Genomic DNA, 23,941 nt, shown 5'->3' with positions numbered 1-23,941 from the left:
AAGGGCGCGCGCTGCCTGCCCTTTGGTCGCAACTGCCGAGTGGAGGAGAGGCATATGCAAAGACGGACATTTCTGACAACCGGGGCCATCGGCACTGCTGCCACGGCGCTCGCAACCCCTGCCATCGCGCAGGACAAGCGCCAGTGGAAGATGGTCACCGCGTGGCCCAAGAACCTGCCCGGGCCGGGCGTGGCCGCACAACAACTGGCCGACCGGATCACCACCCTGTCAGGGGGCCGGATCGAGGTGAAACTGTTCCCTGCCGGAGAGCTTGTGCCCGGTCGCGGCGTCTTTGACGCGGTCAGCGAAGGCACCGCCGAGTTGTATCACGCCGTCCCCGCCTATTGGGGGTCGAAGTCTAAGGGCATCCTTCTGTTCGGCTCGCAACCATTTGGGCTGCGCGCGGATGAACAGGTCGGCTGGATGGTGCATGGCGGCGGTCAGGCGCTTTACGACGAAATGTATGGCCGGTTCGGCATCAAACCCTTCCTGTGTGGCAACTCTGGCCCGCAATGGGGCGGTTGGTTCCGCAACGAAGTGAACTCGGCCGAAGACCTGAAGGGCATGAAGTTCCGCACCACCGGGCTGGCCTCGGAAATGGCGGCAAAGATGGGCATGGCGGCGGAAGCGATGAGCGGCCCGGACATGTTCCAGGCGTTGCAAACCGGCGCCTTGGACGCGGGCGAGTTCATCGGCCCGTGGACCGACAGCGCGCTTGGCTATTACCAGGTGGCGCAGAACTATTACTGGCCCGGCGTGGGCGAGCCGTCCTCGGCCGAGGAATGTGGCGTGAACATGGACGTGTTCAACGAACTGCCCGACGACCTGAAGCAGGTTGTGCAAGCGGCGTGTGACAGCCTGTATAATCAGGTCTGGACCGAATACACCACCAAGCACGCGCAGGCCTTGCAGGCGATGGTCGCCGAGCACGGCGTGCAGGTGAAAATGTTCCCCGAGGATGTGATCACCGCCATGGGCAAGGCTGCGGGCGAAGTCATCGACGATCTGCGCAATGACGATGACGAGCTGGTGAAACGGATCACCGAGAGCTTTGTCGCCTATCGCGACTCGGTCGGCCAATACATGGTCTATGCTGACAACGGTCAGATGAACGCCCGTAACCTGGTCATGGGCTACTGAGACCTTCCGCACAAGGGCGCGGCGATGGCTGCGCCCTTCGTGAGTTTTGCGACGGGGGCCGACGATGGAGCAACTGGCGAACGCCTTGGACAAGGTGAACATCGGCGTGGCCCATGTGGTGCGCTGGCTGGCGCTGGCGATGATGCTGGTGCAGTTCGGCATCGTCGTCGGGCGCTATGCGTTCGGGGTGAACTCGATCGCCGTTCAGGAGAGTGTGCTTTACATGCACGCATCCCTGTTCATGCTGGCGGCGGGCTATACGCTGCTGGTCGACAAGCATGTGCGGGTCGATGTGTTCTATGCCAAGGCGACCCCGGAGGTGCGCCGCCGGATCGACATTTTCGGCCACCTGTTCTTGTTGATGCCGTCGATGATCGCGCTGATCTACTGGTCCTGGCCATCGGTGCGCAATTCATGGGCAATCCTTGAAGGCCCGATTTCCGTCGGCGGGATCGAGGCGGTGTTTCTGTTGAAATCGCTGATACCCGCCTTTTGCGTCCTCGTGATGCTGCAATCGCTTGCCCTGTTGATCCGCCTTCTGGCCGGGAAAGAGACCTGATGATCGAATATCTCGACCTGATCATGTTTGCCGCCCTGATGGGTGCGATCCTTCTGGGGTTCCCGGTGTCGTTCAGCATCGCGGGGGTTGCCGTGATCTTTGCCTATCTGGGCTGGATGCTGGGGCAGATGGATATCGGCTTGCTGGGCGCGTTGGGCCAGCGGGTGTATGGCGTTCTGACCAACCCGGTGCTGATCGCCATTCCGCTGTTCGTGCTGATGGGCGCGCTGCTTGAGAAAAGCCGCATTGCCGAGGGGCTTCTGGACACGATGGGGCGCCTGTTCGGGCAGTTGCGCGGGGGTTTGGGGATTTCCGTTGTGCTGGTTGGCACGCTTCTGGCGGCCTCGACGGGGATTGTCGGGGCAACCGTGGTGGCGATGGGCATGATCGCCCTGCCCACCATGCTGCGCGCCGGATATGACGCGCGGGTGGCGTCGGGCATCGTCTGCACAGCAGGGACGCTTGGGCAGATCATTCCGCCCTCGACCCTGCTGATCATTCTGGCCGACGTGATGTCCACCTCGTTCCAGCAGGCGCAATATGAGCAAGGCAAGTTCTCGGTCGAGGCGCTGTCGGTCGGCCAGTTCTTCGCCGCCGCCGTGATCCCCGGTCTGGTGTTGGTGTGCCTGTATCTGATCTATATCGTGGCGCGCGGCTGGTTGCGCCCGCAGGATATGCCGCCCGCCCCCCTGGATCTGGCCAAGCCTGACTGGCGCGAGGTTGTAGGCGCGGTGATACCGCCCGTCCTTCTGATCGTGGCCGTGCTGGGGGCCATTCTGGGCGGCATTGCCACCCCGACCGAAGCCGCATCGGTGGGCGCCGTCGGGGCGCTGTTGATGACCGGCTATCGTATTGGCATCGCGCCGCGCATGATCCTGCTGGGCACGGTGGCCCTGATTGCACTGGGTATCCTGGCAGGCGCGTTTCCGGTGCGGTTTCAGCGCAGCGATCTGACCTCGGGCGCGTATGTGCTTGGTATTTTTTATGCCGCTTTGGCGGTCGTGGGCGGGGTGTCGGTGCTTCTGGCCTTGCGCGCCGCGCTGAAAAAAAGGGTCGTGCAGGAGGCGGTGAAATCCACCATGACCATGACCTCGATGATCTTTGCGACGATCATCGCGGCTGGATTCTTCAGCCTTGTGTTCATCGGCTTGGGCGGGGAAGAGCGCGTCGCGGGCATCCTGTCGGAAATGCCGGGCGGGGCCAATGGCGCGCTGGTCTTTTGCATGGTCGTGATCTTCATTCTGGGGTTCTTTCTGGATTTCGTCGAAATCTCGGTGATCGTGCTGCCTCTGGTGACGCCGACGCTGATCCTGTTGGGCCATGACCCGATCTGGCTGGGCGTGTTGATTGCGGTGAACCTGCAGACCTCGTTCCTGACGCCGCCCTTCGGGTTTTCGCTGTTCTATCTGCGCGGGGCGGCCCCGAAAGAGGTGACGACCGGGCAGATCTATGCCGGTGTGTTGCCGTTCATCGGCCTTCAGATTGTGGGGATCGCCTTGATCTGGCTGTTGCCGGTGCTGGCGACCTGGTTGCCGGACCGGCTGTTCTGAGGCCGACTGACTTTGCGGCCCGGCGGCGGTTTCAATGGAAGCCGCTGGATAAAACCGCCGCCCATGCGTAGTATCCGCGCATGACACACGCAAGGCCCCCACGTGATCTTTCGGTCGACACCTTTTCGGCGCTGCCGTCCTGGGCGGTGGCGGGGCGTCACGCGACGGATGAAGACCTGGTGTTTTCTTCCGGTGCGGCGTTGGCGCATCTTCATGTTGCGATGTCACAGGACGATGTGCCGCTTCAGCTTGTGCGCGCGCGCCTTGCCCTGACCGCTGCCGAAGCCTGCGTGGTCCTGACCGGACGACCGGAGCGACGGGCCGAGCTGCGCGATGCGGTGGTTCTGCTGCGTCCGGGCGATCATCCGGGGCCGGCGGGGCTGATCTTTCAGCAATGGCAACGGGCCGTGGCGCGGCCTGTTTCGGTTCCCGCGCTGCGCCGGGCCGTGCCGGAGGCGCTTGCGTCGCATTTGCCGGTCTGGCTGGCGGCGGCGCAGGGGGGGCCTGTGCGGCGGGCGGCGGCGGTGCTGGACGCGGTGCTTGCCGATCATCCGGGGCAGGAGGCGACGGCGCTGATCCTGGCCGATGCGGCGTTGGCGCGTGGCATGGGGTGGACCCATCCTGTGCCTTTGCTGGCGACAGGGATCAAACCGCGCGCCCTGCGCCTACGGGGGGAAGAGCTGACCGAAGCCTGCCACGCCGCCCTGATCCGGGCGACCATTACCACCTTGCCGTTGATGGCGGACCTGACCCGCGCCGCCGACCGGCTGGCAGAGATTGCCCCGAAGTTGCGCGCCAAGGGGGCGGGCGCTGCAGTCGAAATGTTCCTGACCCGCGACGCGTTGGCCCCTGCGGCGCTGAAACCGCTCATGTCGGACCGCGCGGCGCGGCGGCTTTGCGACCGGCTGGTCGATCTGGGCGGGGTGCGCGAGCTGACGGGGCGCGATACCTTCCGGATTTACGGGGTTTAGCCATGGGCAAGGCCGAGCATCCCCCCACACCCGACCTGGACCGCGAACTGTCCGACCTGCCGCCTGACCTGCGGTGGCGGGAATGGATCCGCCGGGTCGAGGCGGTGTTGTTCGCCAGCCGCACCCCCGTCGCGCGCGAGGATCTGGCCCGGATCGTGGGCGAGGGCGTGTCGGTCGACCTGCTGGTGGAGGATCTGTCCGCCGATCTGGCCGGGCGGGCGTTCGAGGTCGCAAGACTTGGCGATGGCTGGATGCTGCGCACCCGCGCCGCCTATGCGCCGGCAATCCGGGCGGCAGCAGATGTCGGCGATCAGCTTCTGGACCTGAACCCGTTCGACATCGCGGTTCTGGCCGCCATCGCCTATCATCAACCTGTCACCCGCGACGGGTTGAAGGACATCTTCGGCAAAGAGATCAGCCGCGACCTGATCGGGCGTCTGCATGACCGCACCCTGATTGCCACCGGCCCGCGCGCGCCCCGACGCGGTGCCCCCTATACTTTCGTCACCACGGATCAGTTTCTGGTGGCCTTCGGGCTGGAAAGCCTGCGCGACCTGCCGGATCGCGAGCAATTGGCGGATGCGGGGATCGGCGGTGAGGGGCTGCGCCTGACCTGACCAGTGGCCGGAATTTTCCGCTGGCAGGCCGGTCGCGTCGGGCTTACCTTCGGAAGTCTCGACACCGCCTGTCCGACAGGCACATGACAGGAGCATCCAATGTCCGACCGTTTCATTGCAGATCTGAACGACACGCTGGCGGGGATCGAGGCCGACGGGTTGATGAAGCGTGAACGCCTGATCACCTCGCCGCAAGGGGCCGAGATTTCGGTGGGGGATCGCGAGGTGATCAACCTCTGCGCCAACAACTATCTGGGGCTGGCGGACCATCCCGACCTGATCCGCGCCGCCTGTGACGTGATGAAGGACAAGGGGTTCGGCATGGCCTCGGTCCGGTTCATCTGTGGCACGCAGGATTTGCACCGCGAGCTGGAACAGAAGCTGGCGGCGTTTCTGGGCAAGGACGATTCGATCCTGTTTGCGGCGTGTTTCGATGCGAATGGCGGGTTGTTTGAACCGCTGCTGGGGCCAGAGGATGCGATTGTCTCGGACGCGCTGAATCATGCCTCGATCATCGACGGGATACGGCTGTGCAAGGCGCGGCGTTTCCGATACGCGAACAACGACATGGGTGATCTTGAGGCGAAGCTGAAAGAGGCGCGCGCGGGCGGGGCGCGGCATGTGATGATCGCCACTGATGGCGTCTTTTCGATGGATGGGTATCTTGCCAACCTGCCGGAAATCACGCGGTTGGCGCGGGAATATGATGCTGTGGTGATGGTGGATGATTGCCATGCCACCGGCTTCATGGGGCCGCGCGGGGCGGGGACACCGGATCATTTCGGGGTCGATGTGGACATTCTGACCGGCACGTTGGGCAAGGCTTTGGGCGGGGCACTTGGCGGCTATATCGCCGGGCCACAGCCGGTGATTGACCTGCTTCGCCAGCGGGCGCGGCCTTACCTGTTTTCTAACGCCTTGCCGCCATCGATTGTCGCAGCGGGGTTGGAGGCGATCCGGCTGGTGGAAGAGGGCACCGACCTGCGCGCCAGGCTGTTTGAGAATGCGCGCTATTGGCGCGCGGGGCTGAGCAAGCTTGGCTTTGACCTGTTAGAGGGTGAGCATCCGATCATCCCCGTGATGCTGGGAGAGGCCCCGCTGGCGCAGAAAATGGCGGCCGGGTTGTTTGACGAAGGCGTCTATGTCTCCGGCTTCTTTTTCCCGGTGGTGCCGCATGGCAAGGCGCGGATCCGCACCCAGATGAGCGCTGCCCTGACCACCGAACAGCTTGACCGCGCGTTGGCTGCGTTCGGCAAAGTGGGTCGCGAACTGGGAGTGATCAAATGAGCTTGCCCAACACGATGAAGGCGCTGGAGAAGTCCAAGCCCGAAGAAGGGCTGTGGATGGTGCAGGCGCCGGTGCCCGAGATTGGCCCCGATGAGGTGTTGATCCGCATCAACGCCACCGGCATTTGCGGCACCGACATCCATATCTGGAACTGGGATGAGTGGGCCGAGGCCACCGTTCCGGTGCCGATGATCACCGGGCACGAGTTTGCGGGCGAGATCGTCGAGCTTGGCCGCAATGTCACCGGGCTTGAAATCGGGCAACGGTGTTCGGGCGAGGGGCACGTGGTCGGCACGGAAAGCCGCCAAAGCCGGTCGGGCAAGTTCCATCTGGACCCCGGCACGCGGGGCATCGGCGTGAATGTGCAGGGGGCGTTTGCGGAATATCTGCGGCTGCCTGCGTTCAACGTGGTGCCGCTGCCCGATGATATACCGGACGAGATCGGCGCGATCCTCGATCCGTTGGGCAATGCGGTGCACACGGCGCTGAGTTTTGATTTGCTGGGCGAGGATGTGTTGATCACCGGGGCCGGGCCGATTGGCATCATGGCCGCGGCGGTCGCGCGACATGCCGGTGCGCGGCATGTGGTGATCACCGACATCAACCCGGATCGTTTGACGCTGGCGCAGCATGTCTGCCCCAACATCCGCACGGTGGATGTGACCAAGGAGGATCTGCGGGACGTGATCCACGAGCTGGGCATGAAGCAGGGCTTCGATGTGGGGCTGGAAATGTCAGGCAATCAGCAGGCGCTGGATCAGATGGTGGAAAGCCTGATCATGGGCGGCAAGATCGCGCTGTTGGGCATTCCGCCCGGCAAGTCCCCGGTCGACTGGTCGCGCATCGTGTTCAAGGCAATCACCATCAAAGGCGTCTACGGCCGCGAGATGTTCGAGACCTGGTACAAGATGATCGCGATGCTGCAAAACGGGCTGGATGTCAGCCGGGTGATCACCCATCGCATGCATGTGGATGACTTCAAAGAGGGCTTTGCCGCGATGAAATCCGGCCAGTCGGGCAAGGTGGTTCTGAACTGGCGATAGGGTCTGTGATGTTCCCCGCCCGGCCATGCCGGGCAGCCCCCGACCGCCCCCATGGGCGGGGGCTTCACCCCCACCCGCGGTCAGGGTCCACCCTTGCGTTGTTCAATATTGCGAGAAGATCGGTTGAGCCTTACCTAAGCGGAATGGGCCGCTGTTCCTCGATCGCCTCCATCGCGAAATAGGATGTAACGGTCTCAAGCTCGATATTGCCGATCAGGCGCTTATAGACATCATCATAATCGGCCATGTTGCCGACGACGATTTTCAACAGGTAATCGTATTCGCCACCGATGCGGAAGAAGTCGATCACCTCGGGGATCGCCGAGACGTGGTTGCGGAACTGCCGCAGCCATTCGGCGGAATGGTGCCGCGTCTTGATCAGCGAAAACACGACGAAACCGCCGCCCAGTTTTTCGCGGTCGATCACCACGGTGCGGTTGCGGATCGCGCCCTTCGCCTCGAGCGTTTTCAGACGCCGCCAGCAGGCGTTCTGCGACAAGCCAACCTTTTCCGCCAGCGCACGTTGCGATTGTGCGGCGTCGCGTTGCAGCTCTTCAAGGATGCGATAATCAAAATGATCGAATTTATCAGGCATATACCGATTATATGACCCAAAAATCTAATTACAACGGCGAAAAACTGTGAAGATTTTTGCGAATATTGCGTCATGATGGTTGGTGTAAACCGTGGAGATAACATGACCGCTCTCGATGATTTCAAAGCCGCGCTGACGGGTGCCGACGTTCACGACCGGATCCGCAAAGGGCTGATTGGCGAGGATGCGCAGATTGACGGGCCGTTCGGGCCGAAGCCGCTGGTCTATGCCGACTATGTGGCATCCGGGCGGGCTTTGGCGCAGGTCGAGGATTTCATTCGTGACCGTGTGTTGCCCTATTATGCCAACACCCACACGCAGGCATCGTTTTGCGGCGAATACATGACCAAACTGCGCGAAGCGGCGCGGGCCGAGATCGCCCGCCTGACCGGCGCGGGGCAGGGGATGAGCGTGGTGTTCACCGGGGCCGGGTCAACCGCCGGGATCAACCGGATCGTTGGCCTGCTGGATTTGGCCGCGTTGGTGGCAGAGGGTCAGCGCGTGGTGGTTCTGACTGGTCCGTACGAGCATCATTCCAACATCTTGCCGTGGCGTGAAACCGGGGCCGAGGTGATCGAAGTTGCCGAGGCACAGGGTGGCGGCGTCGACATGAACGATCTGGCCCGCGCTTTGTGGGCGGCCAAGGGGGCGGCGCGGATTGTTGGCACGTTCTCGGCGGCGTCCAACGTGACCGGCATTCTGACCGATGTGGACGCGGTGACGCGGATGCTGCGGTCGCACGATGCTCTGGCCATCTGGGATTATGGCTGCGCCGGTCCCTATTGCGCGATGGACATGAAACAGGGCAGCGATGCCCAGAAAGATGCCATCGTGTTCTCGGTCCACAAGTTTCCCGGCGGTCCGGGGTCCAGCGGCGTCGCCGTGATCCGTGACGCGATCGCCCGCCGTGCCACGCCGACTCTCCCCGGCGGGGGCACGGTCAGTTTTGTGTCGCCCTGGGGGCATGTCTATTCCGACAGCCTTGCCGCACGCGAAGAAGGCGGCACGCCGAACGTGACCGGCGATATTCGCGCAGCCTTGGCCATGCTGGTGAAAGAGGCGTTGGGGCAGGATTGGTTGGACAAGCGGCAAGCCGCGCTGAGGGCGCGGGCGTTGAAGGTCTGGGCCGCGAATGACCGCATTCAGGTGCTGGGCAAACCCGACGCCGACGCATTGCCGATCTTTTCCTTTCGGGTGCCGGACGGGCAGGGCGCGCAGATACATCACCAGTTTTTCACCCGGCTGCTCAGCGATCTGACCGGGGTGCAGGCGCGCGGCGGCTGTGCCTGTGCGGGGCCGTATGGGCACCGCTTGCTGGGGTTGGGCAAGGCTGATTCCGATGCCACCATGGCGGCGCTGGAGCGGGGCGAGGAAACCGCCAAGCCCGGCTGGGTGCGCCTGAATCTTTCTGCCCTGATGACGGACGAAAAGGCAGATTTCGTCATTCAGGCGGTGGACGATCTGGCGCGGATCGCTCAAGATCATGCAGGACGCTATTGCGTCGATACGAGTACCGCCCGTTTCAAAGCCCAGGCCTTGCCCAAGGATACGCTTGCCTCGTGACACATCACCGGCTGATCCGCATCTGTGCGGACAGGACCGAAGGTGACTGAAGATGACCATAAAGGACAGATGACATGACCACAGATTCCGCTTCCCCGATCGACGGCCAAGGGCTGCCAGTATTGGAGGCGCGCTTACGCGAGGATCTGAAATTTCTGTGCTGGCCGGGCAAGGATTGGGTCCCTGCCCGTGACGGTGTCAGCGATGTGGTGATCATCGGTGGTGGCATGTGCGGCATGGTGGCGTGGCTGGCGTTGAAGACCGGCGGCATTCACAACATGCGGGTGCTGGATCGCAGCCCCGAGGGGCTGGAAGGGCCGTGGCTGACCTATGCACGGATGGAGACGCTGCGCTCGCCCAAGGAACTGACGGGTCCGGCCTTTGGGCATGGGGCGCTGAGTTTTCAGGCGTGGTATCGCGCACAGTTCGGCACCAAGGAATGGGACGCGCTGGACAAGATCCCGCGTCCGATGTGGATGGACTATCTGAAATGGTATCGCCGGGTCTTTGACATCCCGACCGAAAACGGCGTGTCCGTCGATTTGGTCGAGCCAGAGGGCGACCTGCTGCGCCTGCATCTGTCGGGGGCGGGCGAGAAATCAATCCTGTGCCGCAAGCTGGTCTTTGCGACGGGCCGCGATGGCACCGGGCAGCCCAACATTCCCGGTTTCGTGCAGGGTCTGGACCGCAAATACTGGGCGCATAGTGCCGACGAGATCGACTTTGCCACGCTGAAAGGCAAGCGGGTCGCCGTGGTCGGTGTGGGCGCATCCGCCGTGGACAACGCCGCCGAGGCGCTGGAACATGGCGCGGCCGAAGTGCGCCACCTGATCCGCCGCAAGGAAATGCCGACGATCAACAAGATGATGGGAATCGGCTCGTTCGGGTTCACTGCGGGCTATGCCCGTCTGCCCGATGAATGGCGCTGGCGGTTCATGCAGTATTCCTTTGCCACGCAGACACCGCCGCCGCATGGCTCGACCAACCGGGTCAGTCGCCATCCCAATGCCTATTTCCACTTTGGCAAGGCGGTGCAAACGACGGTTGAACAGAACGGGGCGGTTCAGGTGGGGTTTGCCGACGGCACGCGCTACGAGGCGGATTTCGTGATCCTGGGCACCGGGTTCACCATTGACCCCCTGTCGCGGACCGAGTTCGGGGACGCGGCCTCGAATATCCTGTTGTGGCAGGATGTTTACACGCCACCTGCGGACGAGCCGTCGCGCGATCTGGGGCGGTTCCCGTATCTGAACGACGATTTCACCTTCCGCGAGAAGGTGCCGGGCACCGCGCCGTGGCTGGCCAACGTCTATTGCTTCAACTATGGCGCGTCGGCCAGCCTGGGCAAGGTGTCGGGCGACATTCCGGGGATCTCGGAGGGGGCGAACTGGATGGCGCGTGAGATTGCGGCGAAGCTGTATGTCGAGGATGTGGGCACCCACTGGCAGGACATGCTGGATTATGACAAGCCCGAACTGGATGGCAGCGAATGGGAGCCGTCCGAGCTGATCTGCGAAGACGCAAAAGGCGAGGTGGCCTGATGGCGCTGGACAGCACCGCGTTGAAACAGGTAGGGATTGCGGCGGATGGGGCGCTGTCCGAGGCGACCGCCGGGCGGGCAAGCATATTTGAGATGACGCAGGCGGCAGAGGACGCCGTGCTGCGCCCCAAGGACCAAGGCCCGTGGTCGCATGAGTTGCGGGCGGCGCTGGCGGCGCGAATTGCGCGGTTGAACGCCGAAGCCGATCTGGCCCTGCAGTATGCCGAAGGGGCAGGGGCGTTTGCCGATCTGGCGGACCCCGCCAATGACGGGGCTGCGCAGGGTTTGACCGAGGTCGTGGCGTTCATGGACAAGGTGGCGGCGGACACACGTAATGTTGCGGCGGCGGATATTTCGGGCCTGCAAGCGGCCGGTGTGGCGGATGCCGACATCGTGCGGTTGGCCGAACTGAACGCGTTTCTGGCCTATCAGATCCGGGTGATTGCCGGGTTGCGTCTGATGAAAGGGGCATTTGCATGACCAGGGTGATCACCAAATTCACCCGCAACGTGCCGCATTGGCAGCCCCGCGTGACCCCGGTGAACCTGCAGGAGGCGACCGAGGAGCAGCTGGACGCGCTGAAGGTCACGCCGTCGAACACCAAGGTGTCGGACTACGTTCTGACACTGGCGCATGACGTGGAAAGCCTGAAAGTGCGCTCGCCCCTGTTCAATGCGATCATGTATGACAAAGGGGGCATGAGACGGGCCGAGCGGGAACTGGGCGCGCTTGGGGCGTCAATGGTCAATCATTGCATCTATTGCGCCGCCGTTCACGCCGCGCGCCATGCACAGCTTGAGAAATCGACCGAGGTGACGGACAGGCTGTTTCGTGACGGGGCCAAGGCGGAGCTGGACGCGCGCGACCGGGCGATTTTCGATTTCGCCGTGGCGCTGTCCGAAGCGCCGTCGCAGGCGGGGCCGGAGCATATGGCGGCGCTGAAAGCGGCCGGGCTGGACGCGGCCGAGGTGCTGGATCTGATCCTGTCGGCGGCGTTGTTTGGCTGGGCCAATCGGTTGATGCATGTGCTGGGCGACCCGGTGCGGGTGTCCGAGGATGTGGCATAGGATGCAAGCAGGTTTGGAAGCAATGCGATGGGTGAACAGATGGGCATAAAGGTCGGGCTGGCCGGCGCGGGGTCGATCGCGTTCGGCACGGCGGCGGTTCTGCACGAGGCGGGACATGATCCCATGCTGTGGTCCCCGTCGGGCGATGGGACGGCTGCGCTTGCCAAGGGGGCGGAATTGCACGCGCACGGCGCGGTTGACGCCACGCTTGCCCCGCGGATTGCCACGGATGCAGCACAGTTGGCGCGCGACAATGAGGTGTTGATCATTGCGCTGCCCGGTTATGGTCACAAAGCGGTGTTTGATGCGCTCGCCCCGCATATTGAGCCGCGCCATCAGGTGATCATCTCGTCCCATGCGTCGCTTGGCGCGGTGTATCTGATGCAGCTTTTGGCAGCGCGCGGCGTAACCGTGCCGATCACCGCGTGGGGCACCACGATTTGCACCGGGCGGCGGCAATCAGGCACCGAGGTGAAGGTGAACACGGTGCGCAGCCGGGTTGATCTGTGCACCGTGCCGGATGATCGCTCTGCCGAGGGGTTGAGCCTGTGCCAGACCCTGTTCGGCGACCGGTTTCAGCCGCGTGACGGGCTTTTGGCCATTTCGCTGTCGAACCTGAACCCGCAAAACCATATGGGGATCGCCTTGGGCAACATCACCCGGATGGAACGCGGCGAGACCTGGAGCCAGGGCCAGAACGTCACCCCCAAAGTGGGGCGCTTGCTGGAAGAACTGGACCTTGAGCGGCTGGCCATCGCAAAGGCTTTGGGTCTGGAGGTCAAGACGATCTTTGAGCATTTCCACCTGTCGTTCCACGTGCCCGTCGCCTCGATCTCCGAGATGAACCAGAAGATGCATGAACAGGGCAATGGCGGTGTCGGTCCGGCCACGGCAGACAGCCGCTATGTGACCGAGGATGTGCCTTACGGGCTGGTCCTGACCGCAGCACTTGGGCGGCTGACTGGCCAGCCCGCAAAGCTGCACGAGGCGGGCATCCGGATTTTTTCCGCCATGTATGGCCGGGATTTCGAGGCCGAGAATGAAATTCTGAGGGCGCTGGACCTTCACCGCTTCAGCCTTGATGATCTGAAACGGGCTGCAAAGACCGGAGTGCTTCATCAACCCGCCAAAGTCTGAATGACCAAAAAGATAACAACCAAGAAAAAGACCACCAACCCAACAAGGAGACCTGACATGTCGAAACTGATTTACAATCGCCGCCGTTTTCTGGGCACAGCCGCCGCCACCGGCGCGGCGCTGGCATCCCCCTTCTATCTGCGTCGCGCTGCAGCCCAGTCGGGGGGAGAGGTGAACATATGGACCTATAACGATTTCGTGCCCGCTGCCTTCAAAGAGCAGTTCGAGGCCGAAACCGGCATCAAGGTCAACATCCGTCTGGTCGATGACCAGGGCAAGCAGTTCAACCTGCTGGCCGCGGAACAGCCAATCCCGACCGTCGACATCATGACCGTCGCGGGCCACCGGTTCCTGCAATTCATCGACAGCGATCTGCTGGCACCGCTGGACACCGACCGGCTGACCAACTGGGGCAACATCAACCCGACCTTTTCGGAAAGCGATTGGTCAACGATCAATGGCAACAAGTGGGGCGCGCCGATCCTGTCGGGGATGGAGGTTCTGTCCTATAACACCGAGGTGGTCAGCGAAGAAGAGGCCCAGACCTGGGACACCCTGTTCAGCGACAAATACAGCGGTCAGACCGCCTATATCATTCAGGACATGATGTCGATCATCATGCTGAAGATGGGGTATGACGGCAATATGGTCGAATATATGGACGACCCCGATAAGGCTGCCCAGATCGTCGAGGAAGCCAAGCAATTCCTGATCGAGAAGAAGCCGCTGGTGCGCAAGTATTACGAAGGCGGCGCCGAGTTCCAGCAGATGATGGTCAACCAGGACATCGTGCTGGGTCATTCGTGGAACGGCCCGGCGGCGGCCTTGATCAATGACGGCTTCCCGCTGGCCATGTCGATCCCGCGCGAAGGGTCCTATGGCTTCGTCTATACCTACAACATCGCCAACAACGCGCCCAATGCAGATAACGCCTATACGTTCCTTGACGCGATCCTTGCCTCGCCCGAGATCGGGGCGGCAATGACCAAGGCGTCGGGCTTCATCTCGACCTACAAGGATGCCTCGCAATATCTGAGCGACCTTGAGAAGAAGTCGACCTCGTTCCCGGAAGAGCAGCTGGCGAACCTGCAATTCTTCCGCGCCGAAGCGAACGAGATGAAATACGGGCTTGTCGACCCGGCGGTCGAGGCGATCAAGGCCGCCTGATCCGTCTTTTCCCTGAACGCCAATGCCCTGTCCCGCCGCGCGTGGGGCAGGGGGGCAGACCCACGCGAAAGAAAGCTGCATGACCGACCATTCTCATCCGTCCAGCAAGGCTGTTGCGACCGTGGCAACGGACCGGACCTTCTGGGGACGTCTGGCCGCCTGGGGGCCGTATCACACGCTGATGCGGCTGGCGACGGCGTCGCCGCGTCGTCAGTTCCTGATCCTTGCGGCCTTTCCGGTTCTGTGGGTGCTGACCCAGCATCTGGGGCCGATGCTGCAGATGTTGCGGGTATCGCTGTTGGACGCCTATCCGGTCGCGCCGGGGGTCGAGCAGCACTTCACGCTGGACAACTATGCCCGCTTCTTTGGCGACAGCATTTTCTGGATGCCGTTTTTCCGAACGCTGGCGTTCGCCGCAGTGTTCACCTTCTGCACCCTGATCATCACCTATCCGGTCGCCTACTTCCTGGCCCGCCATGTCAGCCGCAAGAACCAGATGCTGTTTCTGCTGCTGCTTTTGATCCCGTTCTGGGTGGGTGAAATCGTGCGCACCTATGCGATCATGATCCTGCTGGGCAACACGGGCGCGGTGAACCTTGTGTTGAAATGGGTGGGACTGATCGACCGGCCGATACCCTTCATGTACACGAGTTTCTCGATGGGCGTCGGCATCGTCTATCTGACCGCGCTTTATATGCTGTTGCCCTTGTATTCCGCGCTGGAAAAGCTGCCGCAAAGCATGAACGAAGCCGCCGCCGATCTGGGCGCAGGTGCCTGGACACGGTTCTGGCGCGTGTCGCTGCCTTTGACCATCGAAGGCATCTCGTCAGGCTGCACGCTGGTTTTCCTGATCTCGACCGGGTTTTACGCCACGCCGGTTCTGTTGGGCGGACCGTCCACCACGGTGTTTGCCGAAACCATTGCGGGCTTCTTCCATGTGGCGGGGGATGAATGGCCCACGGGGGCGGCCTTTGCCACGATCATGTTCATGGCGGCGCTGGTCATCACGGCCACCTTCCAGAAACTGATGAACGCGCTGCGCAAGGGAGAGAGCAAATGAATGATCGCCCCGAACTGTTCCGCGGCAACCGGATATTCCTGAGCTGCATTTATTGGGCGTTCGTCCTTTATGTTTTCGTGCCTCTGATCCTGATGATCCTGATGGGGTTCAAGGATTCGAAATTCATCGGCTTCCCGATCCGATCCTGGACCCTGGACTGGTACAAGGGCGTCTTTGACAACACCGAGGTCTTGTCGACCTTCGGCTATTCCATCGCCATCGCGGTGCTGTCGACCTTGATCTCGGTCATCGTCGGCACTTGGATCGCGGTGCTGCTGGAAGGGCGGAAGTTTCTTGGCCGCTCGGTCATGTTCGGAATGACGGTGTTGCCGGCCCTGGTGCCGGGCATCATCTCGGCCATCGCGTTCCGGATCTATGCCCGCTATCTGGGGATCGAACCCGGCATGGGCGCGATTGTCTGGGCGCATGCGGTGCACAACGTGCCTTTCGTGGTGCTGGTGGTGATGGCGCGTCTGTCGACCCTGCCGAAAAGCCAGATCGAAGCCGCCCGAGATCTTGGCGCCGATCCGCTGGTGTCGTTCATCCGGATCACCTTGCCTTATCTGGTGCCCGCCATTCTGGGCGCGTCGATCTTCTGCCTGCTATTGTCTTTCGACGATTTCGTCCGCTCGTTCTTCCTGGGTGGATACGAGCCAACATTGCCGGTGCTGATCTTTGCAAAACTTCGTTCGGGCATGAGCCCCGAGATCAATGCCATCGCAACTGTTGCGCTGATCCTGACCGCCGCCATCGGCATCTGGGCCGAGCGTTTCACCCGCCGCATGAACAAGGAAAGCTGACCCATGACTGATCAGACACCACTCGTCCGCATCGAAGGGCTGTCGAAGCATTTCGGCCCCACCGTCGCGCTGGACGACCTGACGCTTGATATCGCACAGGGCGAGTTCGTGACCTTCCTTGGCCCGTCGGGCTGTGGAAAGTCGACGACTCTGCGTATTCTTGGCGGGTTTGAGCGCCCGACCACGGGCCGCGTGATCCTTGATGGTGAAGACGTGACCAACCAGCCGCCTGAAAAGCGCCATGTGAACATGGTGTTTCAGGATTATGCGCTGTTTCCGCATATGACCGTGGCGCAGAATGTGGCCTTCGGGCTGGAGCTGAAGGGCATGGGCAAGGCCGCGATCAAGCGCCGTCTGGACGAAATCCTGTCGTTTCTTGAGCTTGACGCCTTTGGCGACCGGTATCCGGTGCAACTGTCGGGCGGTCAGCGGCAGCGCGTGGCACTGGCCCGGGCACTGGCGCCCGACCCGGCGCTTTTGCTGCTGGACGAACCGCTGGGCGCGCTGGACGCAAAGCTGCGCGGTCAGGTTCAGCAGGAACTGAAATCGATCCAGCGGCGCACCCATAAGACGTTTTTCTTCGTGACCCATGATCAGGAAGAGGCACTGACCATGTCCGACCGGATCGTCGTGATGAACAAGGGCCGGGTGGAACAGGATGGCACGCCGGAAGAGCTGTATTTCCGCCCCGCCAGCCGCTTCGTGGCCGAGTTCATTGGCGAAACCAACCTGTTGTCCGGCCAGATGCGTGGCACCGAGGGCGACAAGGTGGTGATGGATTGGCAGGGGGCGATCCTGATGGGCAAGGCGCCCGACAAACTGCCGGGAGAGGGCCAGCCGATCACCGCCTCGGTCCGGTTGGAGAAGCTGGGCTTCCATGCCGAACGCCCACAGACCGGCAATGCGGTGCAGGGGCGCGTGGTGGGCAAGACCTTCCTGGGCTCGCGCATGGCGATGCAGATCGCGGTGGGCGACGGGGGCGATGCATTGCTTCGCGCCTATGTGGATGCGGAAACCGGCCAGTCCGTTGGCAACGATCCGGTCTGGATCGGGTGGGAGGCGGACAATATGGCGGTTCTGAACGACTGAACGTCCGTCGCGCCGGGGTCCCCCTGCCCTGGATTGAAACCGCTGGGTGGCTGTGCCAAGACAAGACCCGCGACCGTGCGCGCTGGTGGGCATGGGGCGCGGATGTTGTCACATTCCCTGTGGGGCCGCTGAATGAAACTTGATACCTATGTGGCCTTGCTGGGGCGCGGGCCGGGGCGGTCGCGGTCGCTGACACGGGCAGAGGCACGGGCGGCGATGGAGATCATGCTGTCGGGGTCGGCGGACCCGGAAGCGGTGGGTGCGATCCTGATGCTGATGCGGATGAAGGGCGAAACCGCGGACGAGATCGCGGGCTTTGCCGAAGCCGCGCAGGCGCATCTGTCCGCCCCTGTCATCGCCGATCTGGACTGGCCCAGCTATGCCGCCGGGCGCACCCGTGGCGCCCCATGGTTTCTGCATGCCGCCCGGCAGGTGGCCGACAGTGGCGCGCGGGTTCTGTTGCACGGCTGGAACGGCAAGGATGACAGCGTGCGCGACGGGGCTCGTGCGCTTGGCATTCCCCTGTGCGGCTCGATCACCGAGGCGGGGGCGGCACTGGACACGCACCGGATCGCCTATTTGATGCTGGAAAACGCGCATCCAAGCCTGTTCGCCCTGTTGCAACTGCGCGAGGTTCTGGGCCTGCGGTCCTGTGTGAACACGGTGTGCCGGATGCTCAATCCGGGGCGTGCAAAGGCCAGCGTGCAGGGGGTGTTCCACCCCTCGTATCGTCTGTTGCAGGCGGATGCGGCGCATCTTCTGGGTTGGCAGGCGCTGAGCGTGATCAAGGGCGGCGGGGGCGAGTTCGAACGCCACCCCGGCAAGCAGGTCGACGCTTTCGGCCTGCGGCGCGGGCAGCCCTGGCAGGATCGCCTGCCGGCCCTGTCCGAAGACACATCGAGGTTGCAGGATCACGCCGGGCCGCTGGTGCCGGTCCCGTCCGGCTTCGCCCAGGACGTGATCGCGGGCACCACGTCGCTGGCGCTTGAGACTCTGGCCGCCGGGGCACCTGGATCGGAGGCGTAGCGCGCCCTTGCGGGGCAGGAATGTTCTTGCACTTGGTCCCAACCGCCTTATGAGAGGTGCACAGTTTTCCACAAGGACACCCGACATGACGATGCTTGGCACCTTCATCAAACCGATGCACCCGGAAGGCATCCGCTTTGTCGCGATCTTTGCCGTCGTGACTGTGCTTCTGTTTCTGGTGTGGCCCTTCCTGGGCTGGATCGGGGTCGGGTTGACCATCTGGTGCTATTATTTCTTTCGCGACCCCGAACGCGTGACGCCCACGCGGCCCGGCCTGATCGTCAGCCCCGCTGACGGGATCGTGTCGCTGATCGAACCTGCTGTCCCGCCCGAGGAACTGGGCATGGCTGACGCGCCCCTGACCCGCGTCAGCGTGTTCATGAGCGTCTTCAACTGCCATGTGAACCGCACCCCCATCGCGGGCGAGGTGACGGCGGTCGCCTATCGACCCGGCAAATTCCTGAACGCCTCGCTGGACAAGGCGAGCGTCGACAATGAACGCAACAGCCTGTGCATTCGCATGGAGGATGGACGCGATCTGGCCGTGGTGCAGATCGCCGGGCTGGTGGCGCGTCGGATTGTCTGTTTCGTCAAGCCCGGCGCCCGGATGCAGACGGGCGAACGGTTCGGTCTGATCCGCTTCGGTTCACGGCTGGATGTCTATCTGCCGGATGGGGTTGATCCGCTGGTCAGCATTGGACAGACCATGGTCGCCGGTGAAACGGTCATCGCCGAATTGCCCGAGATGGTCACCGGCAGCGAACGGGTGCCCGCATCGTGACCGAGCCTGCCGACAAGTCGCCACCCGAGCTGTCGCTGGCCCAGCTGATCCCCAACATGCTGACGATTGCGGCGATCTGTGCGGGCCTGTCAGCCATTCGCGCCGGGGTACATGGCGATTACCGGTTCGCGGTGCAACTGATCCTGGTGGCCTGTGTGCTGGATGGGCTGGACGGGCGGATTGCCCGGCTTCTGAACAGTGACAGCAAGATGGGCGCGGAACTGGATTCGCTGGCTGATTTTCTGAATTTCGGGGTCGCGCCGCCCCTGATCATCTATTACTGGGCCTTGCAGGACACGCGCGGCATCGGCTGGCTGGCCGTGCTGGTCTATGCGGTGTGTTGTGTCCTTCGGCTGGCCCGGTTCAATGTCAGCGCGAATGCTGCACCCGAGGCGGACCAGGGCGCGCCAAATGCGTTCTTCTCGGGCGTTCCGTCACCGGCCGGGGCCTTGCTCGTGCTGATGCCGATGTCCGTGTCCTTTGCCTTTAACAGCATCCCGATGCCGCCGGATTTTGCCATTTGCGCCTATATGGTGCTGGTCGGGCTGGCGATGATCAGCCGCCTGCCGATCTGGTCGTTCAAGGCCACCCGCATATCGCGACAGAATGTGAAGTTCTTTCTGGTCGGGTTTGCCGTGGTTGCCGTGGCGGCCTTGAGTTTTGCCTGGGTTACGTTTGTCATGTTAGGGCTGAGCTACATCGTGATGATCATCTGGTGCGGCATTGCCTATCGGGCGTCGCATTCAGGGAAAGGCTGAGATGGATATCGACGCGGTCCAAAGCTCGTATGCCCGCTGGGCGCCGATCTATGACAAGACATTCGGCGCGGTGACGCATCAGGGGCGCCGGGCCGCGGTCGAGTATATCAACGCGCGCGCGGGATCGGTGCTTGAGGTCGGCGTTGGCACCGGACTGTCGCTGTCGCATTACAACCCAGACTTGAAGGTTACGGGAATTGATTTCAGCGACCAGATGCTGGCGAAGGCCATGGCGAAGGTGCGCGAACAGGATCTGAAACATGTGGTGGCCCTGAAGCAGATGGACGCCCGGGCGCTGGATTTCCCCGATCACAGCTTTGACACGGTGGCCGCCATGCATGTGCTGTCCGTGGTGCCGGAACCCGAGAAAGTGATGTCCGAGATCGCGCGCGTTCTGAAACCCGGCGGCAAGGTGGTCATCACCAACCATTTCGTCCGCACCGAGGGCGTTCTGGCGGTTCTGGAACGCCTGTCGGCCCCGTTCGCCAACACGATCGGCTGGCATTCTGACTTCCATATCGAGACCGTGTTGCAGGAACCCAACCTGTCAGTTGAACAGCGAAAGTCGTTGCCTCCATTGGGCATGATGACCTTTCTTGTGCTGTCCAAGGCAAACCCGGTCTGAATGATATCGCTGACACCGACCTTGATGTGGCTTTTCGCGCCTGTAACGGTGTGATACCCACGGACCACGCAGATGGAGGCTTGCCTGTTGTTGGATCTTATTCACATTCGCACCGTTCTGTTAGAACAGTATGACCTGACACCCTCGGCTGAGCTGGCGGACGAGATGCAGGATATTTATGCCCGGATGGATCGGGTGGTGACGCCGCCGGATTTCGCGATCCATGCGCCCTATATCAAGGCGATCAATGCCCTGAAGAAAGAGCGCAACGCGGTGATCCTGGGCCACAACTACATGACGCCCGAGATTTATCATGGCGTGTCCGATTTTGTCGGCGACAGCTTGCAACTTGCCATGAAAGCCAGCGATGTCGAGGCGGATGTGATCGTGCAGGCGGGCGTGCATTTCATGGCCGAAACCTCGAAAATTCTCAGCCCGGAAAAGATCGTGCTGATGCCGGATATGGCGGCGGGTTGTTCGCTGGCCGAGAGCATCACCGCGGACGGGATCGAGGAAATGCGCGCCAAATATCCCGGCGCGCCGGTCGTGTCCTATGTGAACACAACGGCCGAGGTGAAAGCGGCGTCGGATATCTGCTGCACCTCCTCGAACGCGGTGCAGATCGTGAACGCGCTGGACGCCGAGACGGTGATCATGACGCCGGATCAGTATCTGGCGCAGAACGTCGCCAATGAAAGCCACAAGACCGTGGTTTACTGGCCCGGTTCCTGCATCGTGCATGAACAATACACCGCGCAGGATCTGCGCAATTTCCGCGAATGGAACCCCGGCACCAAGCTGATCGCGCATCCCGAATGCACCCCCGACGTGGTGGCCGAGGCGGATTTCTCGGGGTCCACAAGTGGCATTCTGAAATACGTCACCGAGACGAAGCCCGAAAAGGCGATGCTGATCACCGAATGTTCGATGGCGTCGAACATCGCGGATGAATTGCCCGAGGTCGAGTTCGTCGGCCCCTGCAACATGTGCCCCTATATGAAGAAGATCACGCTTGAGAAGATCCTGTATGCCCTGCACACGATGGAAGGGCAGGTCGAAGTGGACCCGGTCGTGGCCGAGAAGGCCCGCCATGCGGTGCAGGCGATGATTGATATGTCGCGCAAGCTGGGGCTGTGATCCTGCGATGCAGACGCTTGCCACCGATCGCGTCATTATCGTCGGGGCCGGATTGGGGGCGCTGTATGCGGCGCTGAAACTGGCGCCGCACCCGGTGGTGATGATCTCGCCCGAGGTGCTGGGCGAAGGGGCCAGTTCGGCCTGGGCACAGGGTGGCGTCGCGGCTGCGATGGATGCGGCGGACAGCCCGGACAGCCATGCCGCCGACACGGTGAAGGCAGGCGCAGGCACCGTGAACCCGGCTGTGGCCGATCTGGTGACGCGCGAGGCACGCGACTACATCCTCGACCTGACCACGATGGGCACGCCTTTCGACCGGACCGAGGATGGCGGCTATGTCCTGTCGCGCGAAGCGGCGCACAGTTTCGCGCGGGTGGTGCGCGTGAAGGGTGATCAGGCGGGGGCCGAGATCATGGCCGCCCTGATCGCACAGGTGCGCGACACCCCGTCTATTCAGGTGCTGGAAGGCACCATGGCGCGTGATTTGCATATGACGGATGGCCGCGTGACTGGCGTGGTCATTCAGGCGGCTGATGAGGGGCGATCGGGTCCGGTGCTGCTCAGCGGGTCGGCGGTGCTGCTGGCCGGGGGTGGCTCGGGCGGGCTTTATGCCCTGACCACAAATCCGCCGCGCATTCGTGGGCAGGTGATTGGCATGGCGGCGCGCGCTGGCGCCTTGATTGCCGATGCCGAGTTCGTGCAGTTCCACCCCACCGCCATGGATGTGGGCGAAGACCCGGCGCCCCTGGCGACCGAGGCCCTGCGTGGCGAGGGCGCAATCCTGATCAACAAGCATGGCGAACGGTTCATGCAGGCGATCCACCCGGATGCCGAGCTTGCCCCCCGCGACATCGTGGCCCGCGCGATCCATGCTGAGGTGCAGGCGGGCAATCGCCCGATGCTGGACACCCGCGCGGTGTTGGGCGAGGCGATCAAGGAACAGTTTCCCGCCGTTGCCGAATACTGCGCGCGCAACGGCATCGACCCGGCGGTTGATCCGATCCCGGTCGCCCCGGCGGCGCATTACCACATGGGCGGTATTGCAACCGACACGCAGGGCTGTGCCACGCTGGAGGGGCTTTGGGTCTGTGGCGAAGCCTCGTCCACGGGGCTGCATGGCGCGAACCGGCTGGCCTCGAACGGGTTGTTGGAGGCTTTGGTCTATGCTCGCATCTGCGCCGAAGGGATTACCGCGACATTGACCGGTGGGACCGACGCCGCACCGCTGGAGATTGCCTTTCCCGACGGCGGCACGCCCCCCGCACCCGAGGCGGTTCAGACCCTGCGCCAGACCATGACGCAGCATGTGGGCGTGGTGCGTGACCGGACCGGGCTGACCCGGGCGCTGGCAACCATCGCGGCGCTGGAAGCCGACCACGGCGACAGCCCGTCCTTTCTGAACATGTGCGCCACAGCGACGCTGATTGCGGCTGGCGCTTTGCTGCGCGAAGAAAGCCGGGGGGCGCATGAGCGGTCAGATTTCCCGGAAACTGCCGAAGGGCCGGGGGAGAGATCCCGGATGTATCTGGCCGATGCGCTTGCCGTGCGCGCGCAGGCCGTGAAGGAGCTGTCATGAGTTTTGCAACCGTCCCCGATCTGGTGCTGGAGCCGATGATCCGCCACGCGTTGATGGAGGATCTGGGCAGTTATGGTGATGTCACCACCCGCGCCGTGATCCCGTCCGGCACTAGCTACGACGCGCGTCTGAACGCGCGCGAAGATGCGGTCGTGTCGGGGATGCAGGTGGCGGCGATAGCCTTTCGGTTGGTCGAGCCTGCCCTTGAGGTCATCACCCATATCGCGGACGGCCAGCCCTGCAAAAAGGGCGACACGCTGATGACGATCAAAGGGGCGGCGGCGTCGATCCTTTCGGGGGAACGGGTGGCGCTGAACTTCGCCGGGCGCCTGACGGGGATCGCCACCAAGACCGCAGGTTTCGTGGCCGAAACGCGCGGCACCCATGCCCGCGTGACCTGCACCCGCAAGACAACGCCCGGTCTGCGACTGGTCGAAAAGCTGGCCGTTCTGCATGGGGGTGGCTTCAACCACCGCTATTCCCTGTCCGATGCGATCCTGATCAAGGACAACCACATCGCCGCCGCGGGTGGCGTGCGGCAAGTGCTAGAGGCCACCAAGGCCCATGCCAGCCACATGATGACGGTCGAGATCGAAGTGGACCGGCTGGATCAACTGGCCGAGGTGCTTGAGGTCGGCGGCGCGTCGGTCGTGCTGTTGGACAACATGGACAATGACACGCTGCGGCAGGCCGTGGCGATGGTGGATGGCGCGATGAAGACCGAAGCCAGCGGCAACGTGACGCTGGACCGCATCGCCTCGATCGCGGCAACGGGGGTCGATTACATCTCGTCCGGTGCGCTGACCCATTCGGCGCGCACCGTCGATCTTGGGCTGGATTTCTGACCGCGCGG

General features: G+C 62.9%; 24 protein-coding genes. 23 read left to right on the top strand and 1 reads right to left on the bottom strand.

Features of this window, described 5'->3' with window-relative positions:
• Positions 1 to 54: 54 nt before the first annotated feature.
• The 7 genes from IE188_RS13435 (at position 55) to tdh (ending at position 7,167) form a co-directional block, all read left to right on the top strand.
• Entirely contained in the window at positions 55 to 1,140 is a 1,086-nt protein-coding gene (locus IE188_RS13435) for a TRAP transporter substrate-binding protein (protein ID WP_191287028.1), read from the top strand.
• A gap of 64 nt (positions 1,141 to 1,204) precedes the next feature.
• The gene (locus IE188_RS13430) at positions 1,205 to 1,699 is read left to right on the top strand and encodes a TRAP transporter small permease subunit (protein ID WP_191287027.1); all 495 of its coding nucleotides are present in this window, start codon (positions 1,205 to 1,207) and stop codon (positions 1,697 to 1,699) included.
• Entirely contained in the window at positions 1,699 to 3,249 is a 1,551-nt protein-coding gene (locus IE188_RS13425; RefSeq protein WP_191287026.1) for a TRAP transporter large permease, read from the top strand. The genes IE188_RS13430 and IE188_RS13425 overlap by 1 nt, the downstream gene beginning before the upstream one ends.
• An 80-nt stretch (positions 3,250 to 3,329) precedes the next feature.
• The gene (locus tag IE188_RS13420; RefSeq protein ID WP_191287025.1) at positions 3,330 to 4,220 is read left to right on the top strand and encodes a DUF1403 family protein; all 891 of its coding nucleotides are present in this window, start codon (positions 3,330 to 3,332) and stop codon (positions 4,218 to 4,220) included.
• Between the two features lie 2 nt (positions 4,221 to 4,222).
• Positions 4,223 to 4,837, top strand: a complete 615-nt coding sequence (gene scpB / locus IE188_RS13415; protein ID WP_191287024.1) for an SMC-Scp complex subunit ScpB — start codon at positions 4,223 to 4,225, stop codon at positions 4,835 to 4,837.
• 99 nt (positions 4,838 to 4,936) lie between these two features.
• Entirely contained in the window at positions 4,937 to 6,124 is a 1,188-nt protein-coding gene (locus tag IE188_RS13410; protein ID WP_191287023.1) for a glycine C-acetyltransferase, read from the top strand.
• A gap of 14 nt (positions 6,125 to 6,138) precedes the next feature.
• Positions 6,139 to 7,167 (top strand): L-threonine 3-dehydrogenase, encoded by a 1,029-nt coding sequence (gene tdh, locus IE188_RS13405; RefSeq protein ID WP_191287070.1) that lies wholly within the window; start codon positions 6,139 to 6,141, stop codon positions 7,165 to 7,167.
• A 130-nt stretch (positions 7,168 to 7,297) separates the two neighbouring features.
• Here the strand turns inward: tdh and IE188_RS13400 are convergent, their stop codons facing one another.
• The gene (locus IE188_RS13400; RefSeq protein WP_191287022.1) at positions 7,298 to 7,762 is read right to left on the bottom strand and encodes an Lrp/AsnC family transcriptional regulator; all 465 of its coding nucleotides are present in this window, start codon (positions 7,760 to 7,762) and stop codon (positions 7,298 to 7,300) included.
• A 102-nt stretch (positions 7,763 to 7,864) separates the two neighbouring features.
• Between IE188_RS13400 and IE188_RS13395 the strand changes: the two genes are divergently transcribed.
• The 16 genes from IE188_RS13395 to nadC all read left to right on the top strand — a co-directional run bounded on the left by IE188_RS13395 (position 7,865) and on the right by nadC (position 23,933).
• Entirely contained in the window at positions 7,865 to 9,325 is a 1,461-nt protein-coding gene (locus tag IE188_RS13395; RefSeq protein WP_191287021.1) for an aminotransferase class V-fold PLP-dependent enzyme, read from the top strand.
• 74 nt (positions 9,326 to 9,399) lie between these two features.
• Positions 9,400 to 10,866, top strand: coding sequence for an NAD(P)-binding domain-containing protein (locus tag IE188_RS13390; RefSeq protein ID WP_191287020.1), 1,467 nt, complete (start codon positions 9,400 to 9,402; stop codon positions 10,864 to 10,866).
• Positions 10,866 to 11,345 carry a hypothetical protein gene (locus IE188_RS13385; RefSeq protein ID WP_191287019.1) on the top strand — a complete coding sequence of 160 codons (480 nt, stop codon included), beginning with the start codon at positions 10,866 to 10,868 and terminating at the stop codon, positions 11,343 to 11,345. The genes IE188_RS13390 and IE188_RS13385 overlap by 1 nt, the downstream gene beginning before the upstream one ends.
• A complete protein-coding gene (locus IE188_RS13380; protein ID WP_191287018.1) occupies positions 11,342 to 11,932 on the top strand; it encodes a peroxidase-related enzyme in 591 nt (196 codons plus the stop codon). Before IE188_RS13385 ends, IE188_RS13380 begins: the two co-directional genes overlap by 4 nt.
• Positions 11,933 to 11,971: 39 nt before the next feature.
• A complete protein-coding gene (locus IE188_RS13375; RefSeq protein WP_191287069.1) occupies positions 11,972 to 13,069 on the top strand; it encodes an NAD/NADP-dependent octopine/nopaline dehydrogenase family protein in 1,098 nt (365 codons plus the stop codon).
• Positions 13,070 to 13,126: 57 nt separating this feature from the next.
• On the top strand, positions 13,127 to 14,236 hold the full coding sequence (locus IE188_RS13370; RefSeq protein ID WP_191287016.1) for an ABC transporter substrate-binding protein: 1,110 nt from the start codon (positions 13,127 to 13,129) through the stop codon (positions 14,234 to 14,236).
• A 79-nt stretch (positions 14,237 to 14,315) separates the two neighbouring features.
• A complete protein-coding gene (locus IE188_RS13365) occupies positions 14,316 to 15,296 on the top strand; it encodes an ABC transporter permease (protein WP_191287015.1) in 981 nt (326 codons plus the stop codon).
• Between the two features lie 14 nt (positions 15,297 to 15,310).
• Positions 15,311 to 16,096: an ABC transporter permease gene (locus tag IE188_RS13360; protein ID WP_191287068.1), complete on the top strand. Its 786-nt coding sequence runs from the start codon at positions 15,311 to 15,313 to the stop codon at positions 16,094 to 16,096.
• Positions 16,097 to 16,099: 3 nt separating this feature from the next.
• Complete coding sequence (locus tag IE188_RS13355; RefSeq protein ID WP_191287013.1) at positions 16,100 to 17,185, top strand: ABC transporter ATP-binding protein; 1,086 nt, start codon at positions 16,100 to 16,102, stop codon at positions 17,183 to 17,185.
• 132 nt (positions 17,186 to 17,317) lie between these two features.
• Positions 17,318 to 18,211, top strand: coding sequence for a glycosyl transferase family protein (locus IE188_RS13350; protein ID WP_191287012.1), 894 nt, complete (start codon positions 17,318 to 17,320; stop codon positions 18,209 to 18,211).
• 85 nt (positions 18,212 to 18,296) lie between these two features.
• On the top strand, positions 18,297 to 18,992 hold the full coding sequence (locus IE188_RS13345) for a phosphatidylserine decarboxylase (RefSeq protein ID WP_191287011.1): 696 nt from the start codon (positions 18,297 to 18,299) through the stop codon (positions 18,990 to 18,992).
• The gene (gene pssA, locus IE188_RS13340; protein ID WP_229836828.1) at positions 18,989 to 19,750 is read left to right on the top strand and encodes a CDP-diacylglycerol--serine O-phosphatidyltransferase; all 762 of its coding nucleotides are present in this window, start codon (positions 18,989 to 18,991) and stop codon (positions 19,748 to 19,750) included. Before IE188_RS13345 ends, pssA begins: the two co-directional genes overlap by 4 nt.
• 1 nt (position 19,751) lies before the next feature.
• Positions 19,752 to 20,375, top strand: a complete 624-nt coding sequence (locus tag IE188_RS13335; RefSeq protein WP_191287010.1) for a class I SAM-dependent methyltransferase — start codon at positions 19,752 to 19,754, stop codon at positions 20,373 to 20,375.
• A gap of 87 nt (positions 20,376 to 20,462) precedes the next feature.
• Positions 20,463 to 21,512, top strand: a complete 1,050-nt coding sequence (gene nadA, locus IE188_RS13330; protein WP_407648246.1) for a quinolinate synthase NadA — start codon at positions 20,463 to 20,465, stop codon at positions 21,510 to 21,512.
• 7 nt (positions 21,513 to 21,519) lie between these two features.
• Positions 21,520 to 23,088 (top strand): L-aspartate oxidase, encoded by a 1,569-nt coding sequence (locus IE188_RS13325; protein ID WP_191287008.1) that lies wholly within the window; start codon positions 21,520 to 21,522, stop codon positions 23,086 to 23,088.
• Positions 23,085 to 23,933 (top strand): carboxylating nicotinate-nucleotide diphosphorylase, encoded by an 849-nt coding sequence (gene nadC, locus IE188_RS13320; protein ID WP_191287007.1) that lies wholly within the window; start codon positions 23,085 to 23,087, stop codon positions 23,931 to 23,933. Before IE188_RS13325 ends, nadC begins: the two co-directional genes overlap by 4 nt.
• The last annotated feature ends 8 nt before the right edge of the window (positions 23,934 to 23,941 follow it).

Origin of the sequence: Aliiroseovarius zhejiangensis (assembly GCF_014656375.1) — a bacterium.
Taxonomy (GTDB): domain Bacteria; phylum Pseudomonadota; class Alphaproteobacteria; order Rhodobacterales; family Rhodobacteraceae; genus Aliiroseovarius; species Aliiroseovarius zhejiangensis.
This window is presented reverse-complemented; position numbering and strand designations above follow the sequence as displayed.

Coding starts and splice junctions, on each gene's coding strand:
- IE188_RS13390 (WP_191287020.1), top strand. CDS start 9,400: ATGACCACAGATTCCGCTTCCCCGATCGACGGCCAAGGGCTGCCAGTA.
- IE188_RS13385 (WP_191287019.1), top strand. CDS start 10,866: ATGGCGCTGGACAGCACCGCGTTGAAACAGGTAGGGATTGCGGCGGAT.
- IE188_RS13355 (WP_191287013.1), top strand. CDS start 16,100: ATGACTGATCAGACACCACTCGTCCGCATCGAAGGGCTGTCGAAGCAT.
- IE188_RS13420 (WP_191287025.1), top strand. CDS start 3,330: ATGACACACGCAAGGCCCCCACGTGATCTTTCGGTCGACACCTTTTCG.
- IE188_RS13370 (WP_191287016.1), top strand. CDS start 13,127: ATGTCGAAACTGATTTACAATCGCCGCCGTTTTCTGGGCACAGCCGCC.
- IE188_RS13430 (WP_191287027.1), top strand. CDS start 1,205: ATGGAGCAACTGGCGAACGCCTTGGACAAGGTGAACATCGGCGTGGCC.
- IE188_RS13395 (WP_191287021.1), top strand. CDS start 7,865: ATGACCGCTCTCGATGATTTCAAAGCCGCGCTGACGGGTGCCGACGTT.
- IE188_RS13380 (WP_191287018.1), top strand. CDS start 11,342: ATGACCAGGGTGATCACCAAATTCACCCGCAACGTGCCGCATTGGCAG.
- nadC (WP_191287007.1), top strand. CDS start 23,085: ATGAGTTTTGCAACCGTCCCCGATCTGGTGCTGGAGCCGATGATCCGC.
- IE188_RS13435 (WP_191287028.1), top strand. CDS start 55: ATGCAAAGACGGACATTTCTGACAACCGGGGCCATCGGCACTGCTGCC.
- IE188_RS13375 (WP_191287069.1), top strand. CDS start 11,972: ATGGGCATAAAGGTCGGGCTGGCCGGCGCGGGGTCGATCGCGTTCGGC.
- IE188_RS13410 (WP_191287023.1), top strand. CDS start 4,937: ATGTCCGACCGTTTCATTGCAGATCTGAACGACACGCTGGCGGGGATC.
- IE188_RS13335 (WP_191287010.1), top strand. CDS start 19,752: ATGGATATCGACGCGGTCCAAAGCTCGTATGCCCGCTGGGCGCCGATC.
- IE188_RS13350 (WP_191287012.1), top strand. CDS start 17,318: ATGAAACTTGATACCTATGTGGCCTTGCTGGGGCGCGGGCCGGGGCGG.
- IE188_RS13365 (WP_191287015.1), top strand. CDS start 14,316: ATGACCGACCATTCTCATCCGTCCAGCAAGGCTGTTGCGACCGTGGCA.
- IE188_RS13425 (WP_191287026.1), top strand. CDS start 1,699: ATGATCGAATATCTCGACCTGATCATGTTTGCCGCCCTGATGGGTGCG.
- IE188_RS13400 (WP_191287022.1), bottom strand. CDS start 7,762: ATGCCTGATAAATTCGATCATTTTGATTATCGCATCCTTGAAGAGCTG.
- IE188_RS13325 (WP_191287008.1), top strand. CDS start 21,520: ATGCAGACGCTTGCCACCGATCGCGTCATTATCGTCGGGGCCGGATTG.
- scpB (WP_191287024.1), top strand. CDS start 4,223: ATGGGCAAGGCCGAGCATCCCCCCACACCCGACCTGGACCGCGAACTG.
- IE188_RS13345 (WP_191287011.1), top strand. CDS start 18,297: ATGACGATGCTTGGCACCTTCATCAAACCGATGCACCCGGAAGGCATC.
- tdh (WP_191287070.1), top strand. CDS start 6,139: ATGAAGGCGCTGGAGAAGTCCAAGCCCGAAGAAGGGCTGTGGATGGTG.